Here is an 8,677-nt window from a genome sequence, read left to right as displayed (position 1 = left end):
CCGCCGCCCCCACGCCGCGCACCATCGGCGTTTCGATGCGGCCGGGCGCGAGCGCGTTGACGCGGATCCCGAACGGCCCGAGCTCGGCGGCCAGATGCTTTGTGAAGCCGATCAGGGCCGATTTCGTCGCCGCGTAATGGCAGGCGACAATCGGCGAATACGTCTTGCCGGCGACGGAGGACATATTGACGATCCAACCCCGGCCCGCCTCGCGCATGACGGGCGCGAGCGCACGAATGGTGTTGAACGGACCCGTCAGATTGACGTCCACAACCCGGCGCCATTCGTCGGGATCCATCTCCCAGACCTTGTGCGCCACACCGTCATGCTTGGGGGAGATGCCGGCATTGTTGATCACCGTGTCGAAAGTGCCGCCGAGCGCCTCGTGCGCCCCGGCGAGCGCTTCGGTCAGCACCGTGTAATCGGCGATATCGAGCGAGAGCGCGGCCGCCTCTCCCTCGTCCTGCGCGCGGATGTCCGCGACGGTGCGCTCCACATCCTCGGCCTTGATGTCTGCCACGCCCACCTTCGCACCGCGACGGGCAAAGGCAAGGGCGATGGCCCGGCCGATTCCGTTTCCCCCGCCGGTGACGAGCACCCGCCTGCCTGCATGGCTCGCCCGGTTGGCGATCGCCTCCGGATTCTTCTCTCGCTCGGTCATGTCAGATCCCCAGATAGGCCTGGCGCACATGGTCGTTGCGCAGCAGCGCATCGGCTGCGTCGCTCAGGACGATCTCGCCGTTTTCCAGCACGTAGCCGCGATCCGCCGCCTTCAGCGTGTGAAAGACATTCTGCTCGACGATCAGGATCGTCGTGCCGGTCTTCACTACGGCATCGATCACCTCGAACACCTGTTCGACGATGATGGGCGCCAGCCCCAGGGACGGCTCGTCGAACATGAGCAGGCGCGGCCGCGCCATCATTCCCCTGGCGATGGCCACCATCTGCTGCTCACCGCCCGAGAGCGAGACGGCGGGCTGATGAAGCCGTTCGCGCAACCTCGGAAACAGCGTCAGCACCTCCTCCATCGTCTCGGACATCTGCCCGCGAGCGGTGCGGCGAAAGGCGCCCATCTGCAGGTTCTCACGCACGGTCATATCGGGGAAGAGCTGGCGGCCCTCCGGGATAAGCGTGATACCCAGTTCCACGATCTCGTGGGCGGACAGCCGGGTCACCTCCTCGCCGTCGAAGACGATGCGCCCGGCGGTCGGCCGTATCAGCCCGGCAATCGTGCGCAGGACCGTCGTCTTGCCGGCACCGTTTCCGCCGACGATGGTGACGACCTCTCCGGACCCGACGTCGAGCGATATCGAATGCAGGATGGTCGTCGCACCATAGCCGGCATCGACGTCTTCAAGTCTGAGCATCGATATACTCCTTGCCGAGATAGGCCTCGATGACGGTCTGGTCGCGCACCACCTCACCGGGGCTTCCCTTGGCGATGATCTCGCCGGAGTTCAGCACCAGCACGCGGTCGGAAAGCGACATCACCGCCTGCATGACATGTTCGATGGCGATGATGCTGACGCCGCCGTCACGGATCGACAGCATGAGGTCGACGGCGCGGCGCACGTCGGTCTGGTTGATCCCGGCCATCACCTCGTCGAGCAGGAGAATGCGCGGTTCCATGGCCATCACCCGCGCCACCTCGAGCCGCTTCAAGCCGCCGATGGTCAGGCTGCGCGCCTCCATGTCCAGATAGGCGGCAAGGCCCATCCGTTCGGCCGTACGGCGAGCATGATCGCGGGCCTCATGCACGTCCGCGTGACGGTGGAAGGCGCCGACCATGATGTTCTCCTCGACCGTCATCGCCGCGAAGGGCTGGACGATCTGGAAGGTCCGCCCGACCCCGATCGCCGCGAAATCGCCCGGGGTAACGGGTGTCCGCCACGAACCGTCGGCGGCGCGCACCTCGACGGTGCCGGCGTCCTGTTCCAGGAACCCGGAGATCATGTTGAAGACGGTGGTCTTTCCCGCGCCGTTCGGCCCTATCAACCCCAGGATTTCGCCCTCGCGCAGGGTGAAGGAGACATCACGCGTCACGCGCAGGCCGCCGAAATTCTTCTGCAGTCCCGAAACGCGCAGCACATCCTCGCCGATCTGCGGGTTTCCGCTCGCGCGCGGGGCAGCCGCCACGGCGCCCACCTCGCCGGGTGCTGTGCGCACCGGCGCGCGCGTCTTGAAGAAGCGGTCGAGCAGGCCGGAGATGCCGTTGGGCATGAAGAGCACGACGCCGACGAGCACGACGCCATAGACGAAGCCGTGAAGACCGATCGCCTCGGTGCCCAGCCAGCCGCGCGCAAGCTCGGTGATCGGTACGAGCAGGACAGCCCCGAGCAGCGGACCGAACACGGTCCCGATGCCGCCGATCAGCGCGAACATGGCGATCTGGATCGACAGGGTGAGCGAAAAGACCGATTCCGGCTCGATGAAGGTGAGATACATTGCATGGAAGGTGCCGACCATAGCCGTCAGCGCGGCGGAGACGGCGACCGCCATGAGCCGGACACGCACTGTATCCACGCCCGCGGCCCTGGCCGCCGATTCCCGTTCGCGCGTTGCCACCAGATAGAAGCCGAGGCGGCGCGAGCGGACGGCCCACGCGACGGCGAGCGTCACGAGCATGAGGCCGAAGGCGATGAGGAGCGACGGCAGCCGCTCGCGGAAGATCATCCACTCCCAACCGATATTGAGCGGGACCATCATGCCCGTCGCGCCGCCAGTAATATCGCGAAAATGCAGCGCCAGGACCCGGAAGACCTCGAGCAGCGCGATAGTGGCGAGCGCGAAGAAGGGGCCGCGCAAGCGGAAGCAGGGATAGCTGATGACCATCGCCACCAGTGCCGCGACGGCGGCGGCGGCAAACATGCCGAGCCAGGGCGTTATCCCGACATTCATCAGCATCATGCCCACATAGCCGCCGATGCCGTAGAAGATCCCGTGACCGAGCGAGAGCTGCCCGGCATAGCCGCCGACGATGTTCCAGGCGGTGGAGAGCGCGGCGAAGATGCAGATCGTGACGAAGACGTGGTAGACGAAGGCATCGCCGATCATGACCGGCAGGACGAGAACGAGCCCCAGCAGGGCGGCCAGCGCAATGGCGCCCTGGCGAACGGCAAGGCCTTGGCGGCGCGACAGGGAAAGCGGGGAAGCGGCCGTCATGGCGACACGTGCGAGAGGTTGAGCTGCTTTCCGAAGAGGCCGGAAGGCTTGAGGACCAGGATGAGCAGGAAGACGGCGAAGACGGCGACCTCACGCAGATCGGAGCCGATATAGAACCCGGCCAGGCTGTCGATGAGGCCGATGACCATGGCGCCGACGAATGCGCCGCCGAGCGATCCGAGCCCGCCCAGCACCACCACCACGAAGGCCGTCAGCACAAAATAGGTGCCGGTCGTGGGTGAGGTCGGATAGAGCGGCGCGACAAGGCTTGCAGCCAGTCCGACGCAGGCCGCTCCTATGCCGAAGGTGAGCACGTAGACGCGATCGACATTGATGCCCATGAGCTGTGCTGCCGCCCTGTTCTGCGCGACCGCACGGATCGCCCGGCCCCACAGCGTCCGCGACATGAAAAGGTGCAGTCCGAACACCAGCACCGCCGCCGCGATGAAGATCACCGCCTGGCCGGTCAGGATCCGCACCGATCCGATTTCGAGCGAGGAACGCAGACCGTAGGACGGGGTCGACATGATGTCGGCGCCGAACAGAAGGAGCGCGAGATTGATGAGCGCCGTCGAGATGCCGACGGTCGCGAAGATCTGGATGTGCTCGTCATGGGCGGCAAGCAGCGGCTGGATGATGAAGCGCTGGGTCAGGGCGCCAATCACGAAGAGGATCGGCACCACGGCCGCCGCGGTCACATATGGATGCGCGCCCAGTCCGGTCGTCAGGAGGAAGGTCGCATACATCCCCACCATGAGAAATTCGCCATGGGCGAAGTTGATCACTTTCACGATGCCGAAAATCAGCGTCAGGCCGACGGCGACGATGGCGAACAAGCCGCCGAGCATCAGGCCGTTGACCACCACCTGCAGGAACGTTTCCATCACGCCTCACACCGAGCTGGGCTTTGGCGAGGCGGCCAGGCCGCCCCGCCGATTCCTCGTCAGTTGGTGAACTGGACCTCGGCCGCCGCCGCGGCCTCGGGATAGACGGTCACCAGCTTTCCGTCCTGCCATTGCAGGCCCATCATCGAGGCGCGCTCGTTCTGGTTGTTCTCGCCGAACTTGACGCCGTAGCCGGCCGCCGTCTCGCCTTCGGGAACATCGATCGCCTCGACCGTGGACTTGATCTCCTCCGGCGAGAAACCGTCCGCCTCGTCGAGCGCCTGGAGAATGGCCTTGGCGCCGACATAGTTGTTCAGCGAATGGCCGGAACGCGGCGATTCACCGTACTTCTCCTGATAAGCCTGGACGAATTCCTCGAGGCCGGGGGTGAACTCGGTATTGACGAGATACTGGGTGAAATCGACGTTGAGCACGCCGTCGATCACGTCGTGACCGACCGCGTCGGCCGTCGGCTGCATCGAATAACCGCCGCCCCCGCCGATGATGGCTGCGGGCTGGAACTCGGCCTCATTGGCCTGCTGCAGGAAGAGCACCGAGTCGTTCTGATACGAAGTCTGCAGCACCACGTCGACGCCGCGCTGCTTCAGGTCGAGCACGAGCGACGACATGTCGACCGTCGAGGCGGGATAAGCCTGCGTGGTGACGATGTTGAGGCCGGCTTCCTCGCCGTAGTTCTGCTGGTGCTGGGCGACCGAGGTTCCGTAGCTGGAATCCTCGTGGATGATACCGATCTTGAGATCGCCGGGCTCGCGGCCGACGCCGGGCGCCACCACGTCGACGATCATGTCGACGATCATCTTGCCCATGTCTTCGGCGGTCGGATTGGTGCGGTAAAGGTTTTCGAAGCCGCGGCCGGTCACCTCGTCGGCCACCGCGCCGAGCTCAAAATACGGGATGCCGGCGAGTTCCGCCACCTGGCTCGCGGCGATGGAGCGCGAGGAGGAATAGGTGCCGAAGATCGCCACGACCTCCTCGCGCGAGATGAGACGCCGCGCTTCGCCGATCGCCTGGTTGTTGTCGACGGCGTCGCCGCGGGCGAGCACCACGGTCTCGCCCTGTACCCCTCCGGCGGCGTTGATCTCGTCGACCGCAATCTCAAGCCCGCGAAAGCTTTCCTCGCCGAGCAGCGCCAGTTGCCCGCTGAACGGATAGAGCGCGCCGAACTGCACGTCGGCCATGGCGGCGGGCGCGGTGAGCAGCGTCGCGGCGGCGACGGTGGCTTTCAGATAACGAACGAATCTCATGTCTTCCTCCCGAGATAACGGTTCAGTTTCAGTAATTCAGGGCATTCTTGCCTTCGAAGCTGGTGATCGGCGGATAGGCACGCTGGTCGGTCATGACATCGATGACCGTCACCGCGCTCCGGGCCAGGGCCTCCTCAAGGGCCGGCGCAAACTCGGCCGGGCGTTCGACACGCACGCCCGTGCAGCCGCAGGCGCGGGCGATCGCCGCGTGGTCGACCGCCTCGAAATCGCAAACGTCCGTGTGCGCGCCAAAGAGGGAGAGTTCGGCGTGTTTCTGGTAGCCCAGCACCTGGTTGTTGAGGACCACAACGACCACCGGGAGCTTCATGCGGCGCGCCGTCTCCAGCTCCGCCCAGACATGGGCGAAACCGCCGTCGCCGGTAACACAGACGACCGGAGCGTCGGGAACCGCGGTCTTCGCGCCGATGGCAAATGGCAACCCCCAGCCGAGGCCGGCCAACCCGCGCGGAGTCAGGAAGCGCTGTCCCGGGCGGCGGGCCGTCAGGAAGTTCGCCACCCATATGGAGGCGTAACTGGCGTCGGCGACGACGATGGCGTCCGGCGTGATGGACGCGTCGATATCCGCCATCAGCCGCTCCGGGCGGATGGGAACCGCGTCCATGTCGACCAGCCGCGCCATGTCCGCGCGATGGGCCTCGCGCGCTTGCGCGATCTTTTCTTCGACAGCGGGGCGGCGCGCTTCGAGTGCGGAAAGGTCCTGTTCCTTGAGCACGGCCGTCAGGGACGCCAGCGTCAGCTTGGCGTCGCCCACGAGACGCATGGCCTCGTAGTTGCGCCCGACCTCGCCGCCGTCGACGTCGATCTGGATATAACGGGCGTTCGGCGGGTAGAGCGACCAGCTGTCGGTCCCGTTCTGGTTCGTGCGGTTGCCGACGAGGAGGACGACATCCGCCCCCGCCACGAGTTCGCGCATGTGGGCGGAGCGCGCGCGCGGCGCCATGAAATATCCGACCACGCCAACGGACAGCGGGTGAATCTCGTCCACCGTCCCCTTGCCCATCACCGTTGTCGCCACCGGCAGGCCGAGCGCCTGCAACGCGGAGAGCTCTTCGGCCGCGCGTGAGGAATGGACACCACCACCGGCGATGACAATCGGCCTTTCCGCACCTGCGATGAGCGCGGCCGCTTCGGCCACGCGGGCGGGGTCGGCGGCCGCCCGGTCCAGGGGATAGCGGCCGAGATCCGCCTGGCGGCGGGGTGTTTCCGGCTTGAGCTCCGGCCGCTCGTCGAGCACGTCGAGCGGAAGGAGCAGAACGGCCGGCCCGCAGCGCCCGCTGGCGGCCGCTGCAAAGGCCATATCCACATAGTCGTCGATGCGGGTCGGGTCGGCCACGCGCCGCACCCACTTGGCGACGCCCGAGAACAGCGCGAAGTGGTCGAGTTCCTGGAAGGCGTTCCTGTCCGTGAAGCTGCGGTGCACGTCCTGCACGATCGCCACCATGGGGATCGACGCCTTCAGCGCCTCGGCAAGGCCCGGTACCAGAAGCGTGGCGGCCGGCCCGTTCTGGGCGGTGACGACGGGCACCCTGCCCGATACGCGCGCATAGGCATCCGCCATGGCCGCGCCGGCGTTCTCGGTGCGATAGCCGATCTGGCGAATGCCGTAGTCGGGCGCGGCGAGGAACAGGGCGGAGGGAAGGCTTTGCCCGAAGATCTCCCGTACGCCGTGGCGCTGCAGCGCAGCCGCGAGCATATGTGCGCCGGTCATGTTGCCGGCGGTTCCGGTCTGGGCAATTGTCATGCGTTTGTCTCTCGATCGGGCACCACGGCGCCCTCGTTCACGTCCAGGACAATCTTTCCGACGTGCGCTCCGCTATCGATACGTCTGTGCGCATCGGCAACCGCAGCAAGCGGAAAGGTCGTGTCGATCACCGGGCGGGCCCGGCCTTGTGCCAGCAGCGGCAGGACCTCCCTCTCCAAAGCCCGCGCGAGCGCGGCCTTCATTTCCACGGGCCGTGCCCTCAGCGTGGAGCCGGTCAGCGTGATGCGTTTCATGAGAAGTGGCGTAAGGTTCAGATCGGCACGCGGACCGTGCTGGAAGGCGATCTGGGCGATACGGCCGTCGACGGCCACCGCATCGAGATTGCGCTGGATATAGTCCCCGCCCACCATATCGAGGATGACGTCGGGGCCCCTGCCGTCCGTCGCCCGGCGCGCCGCCTCGACGAAGTCCTCGCGCTTGTAGTCGATGGCGACCGCAGCGCCCAGCTTCAAACAGGCCGCGCATTTCTCCGGTGAGCCGGCGGTGACGATCACCCGGGCGCCGCGCGCGACGGCGAGCTGGATTGCCGTGGTGCCGATGCCGGAGGCACCACCATGGATGAGGATCGTCTCGCCGGCGGCAAGCCTCGCACGCTCGAAGACGTTGCTCCAGACGGTGAAATAAGTCTCGGGAAAGGCTGCCGCCTCGATGAAGCTCATGCCTTCAGGGACCTTGAGCGCGTTCGTTTCATGGACGACGGCCCATTCGGCATAGGCGCCGCCGGCCACAAGCCCCATCACCGCATCGCCGACGGCAAAGCGGGTGACGCCGGGACCGCAATCTTCCACCTTTCCGGCGATCTCGAGCCCCAGGATGTCGGACGCGCCCGGCGGCGGTGGATAGGCGCCTTCGCGCTGCATGACGTCGGGCCGGTTTACGCCGGCGGCATGCACACGCACCAGCACCTCGCCCTCTCCGGGTGCCGGCCATGGCCGTTCCACCACGCTGAGAACCTCGGGGCCGCCCGCTTCCCGGGCGATGACGGCTTTCATCGATGCGCTCATGCGCTCGCCTCTCCTTCACGTTCGCGGCATGTCGGCAGCAGCAGAACCTTGACAGCCTGCCCGCTGCGGGCGAGTTCGAAAGCCTTGATGGCGCGGGCGAGCGGCAAACGATGCGAAATCAGGCGCGACAGCACATGACCATGGTCGGCGAGCAGGCCGATCGCCTCGCCGAATGCGCGGTCGGTCGTGTCATGGGCGGCGCGAAGCTGCTTCTTCTCGCGCACGAAGCGCGTGAGGTCGAGCGTATAGGGGTCGGAATGAATGCCGGCGACTACCAGCACGCCGCCGGAGCGCAGGATCGCAAGGCCGTCGGCGAGCGAAGCGGAAACGCCTGTCGCCTCGAACACGCGATCGGCCGGGCGCCCGAAAATCCGGTGAACCTCCGTCTCGAGCGAAGCTTCAGCGAGGTCGACGCAATGGCGCAGTCCCATCTCCCGGGCGCAGGCGAGGCGACGAGCGTCGTCCATGCCGGCCACCAGCACCTCCGCCCCGCGGTGCTGCGCCACCCATGCGATCGCCAGGCCGATCGGCCCGGGCCCGAGCACCACCAGCCTGTCGCCGGCCGCGACATCGCCGGCA

Annotated in this window: 8 protein-coding genes; all 8 read right to left on the bottom strand. The window is 66.5% G+C overall.

Features of this window, described 5'->3' with window-relative positions:
* The coding region (locus tag ACFP9U_RS21720; protein ID WP_378624675.1) for an SDR family oxidoreductase at positions 1–661 on the bottom strand (661 nt) is incomplete at its 3' end.
* 1 nt (position 662) lies between these two features.
* Positions 663–1,367: an ABC transporter ATP-binding protein gene (locus ACFP9U_RS21715; protein ID WP_378624673.1), complete on the bottom strand. Its 705-nt coding sequence runs from the start codon at positions 1,365–1,367 to the stop codon at positions 663–665.
* Entirely contained in the window at positions 1,354–3,162 is a 1,809-nt protein-coding gene (locus tag ACFP9U_RS21710) for a branched-chain amino acid ABC transporter ATP-binding protein/permease (protein ID WP_378624672.1), read from the bottom strand. Before ACFP9U_RS21710 ends, ACFP9U_RS21715 begins: the two co-directional genes overlap by 14 nt.
* Positions 3,159–4,046, bottom strand: a complete 888-nt coding sequence (locus ACFP9U_RS21705; RefSeq protein ID WP_378624671.1) for a branched-chain amino acid ABC transporter permease — start codon at positions 4,044–4,046, stop codon at positions 3,159–3,161. The genes ACFP9U_RS21710 and ACFP9U_RS21705 overlap by 4 nt, the downstream gene beginning before the upstream one ends.
* Before the next feature lie 59 nt (positions 4,047–4,105).
* Complete coding sequence (locus ACFP9U_RS21700) at positions 4,106–5,311, bottom strand: ABC transporter substrate-binding protein (protein WP_378624670.1); 1,206 nt, start codon at positions 5,309–5,311, stop codon at positions 4,106–4,108.
* Positions 5,312–5,339: 28 nt separating this feature from the next.
* Entirely contained in the window at positions 5,340–7,073 is a 1,734-nt protein-coding gene (locus ACFP9U_RS21695; RefSeq protein ID WP_378624669.1) for an acetolactate synthase catalytic subunit, read from the bottom strand.
* A complete protein-coding gene (locus ACFP9U_RS21690) occupies positions 7,070–8,098 on the bottom strand; it encodes an NAD(P)H-quinone oxidoreductase (protein ID WP_378624667.1) in 1,029 nt (342 codons plus the stop codon). The genes ACFP9U_RS21695 and ACFP9U_RS21690 overlap by 4 nt, the downstream gene beginning before the upstream one ends.
* On the bottom strand, positions 8,095–8,677 hold a 583-nt coding region (locus tag ACFP9U_RS21685), incomplete at its 5' end, for a zinc-binding dehydrogenase (RefSeq protein WP_378624665.1). The genes ACFP9U_RS21685 and ACFP9U_RS21690, both read right to left, overlap by 4 nt.

It is taken from the genome of Nitratireductor sp. GCM10026969 (assembly GCF_042660605.1).
Classification (GTDB): Bacteria; Pseudomonadota; Alphaproteobacteria; order Rhizobiales; family Rhizobiaceae; genus Chelativorans.
Note: the sequence above shows the minus strand (reverse complement) of the source record. Positions and strands in the feature narration are given on the sequence as shown.

Excerpts from the sequence above, each read along its gene's own strand:
- ACFP9U_RS21715 (WP_378624673.1), bottom strand. The coding sequence starts at position 1,367 with ATGCTCAGACTTGAAGACGTCGATGCCGGCTATGGTGCGACGACCATC.
- ACFP9U_RS21700 (WP_378624670.1), bottom strand. The coding sequence starts at position 5,311 with ATGAGATTCGTTCGTTATCTGAAAGCCACCGTCGCCGCCGCGACGCTG.
- ACFP9U_RS21710 (WP_378624672.1), bottom strand. The coding sequence starts at position 3,162 with ATGACGGCCGCTTCCCCGCTTTCCCTGTCGCGCCGCCAAGGCCTTGCC.
- ACFP9U_RS21690 (WP_378624667.1), bottom strand. The coding sequence starts at position 8,098 with ATGAGCGCATCGATGAAAGCCGTCATCGCCCGGGAAGCGGGCGGCCCC.
- ACFP9U_RS21705 (WP_378624671.1), bottom strand. The coding sequence starts at position 4,046 with ATGGAAACGTTCCTGCAGGTGGTGGTCAACGGCCTGATGCTCGGCGGC.
- ACFP9U_RS21695 (WP_378624669.1), bottom strand. The coding sequence starts at position 7,073 with ATGACAATTGCCCAGACCGGAACCGCCGGCAACATGACCGGCGCACAT.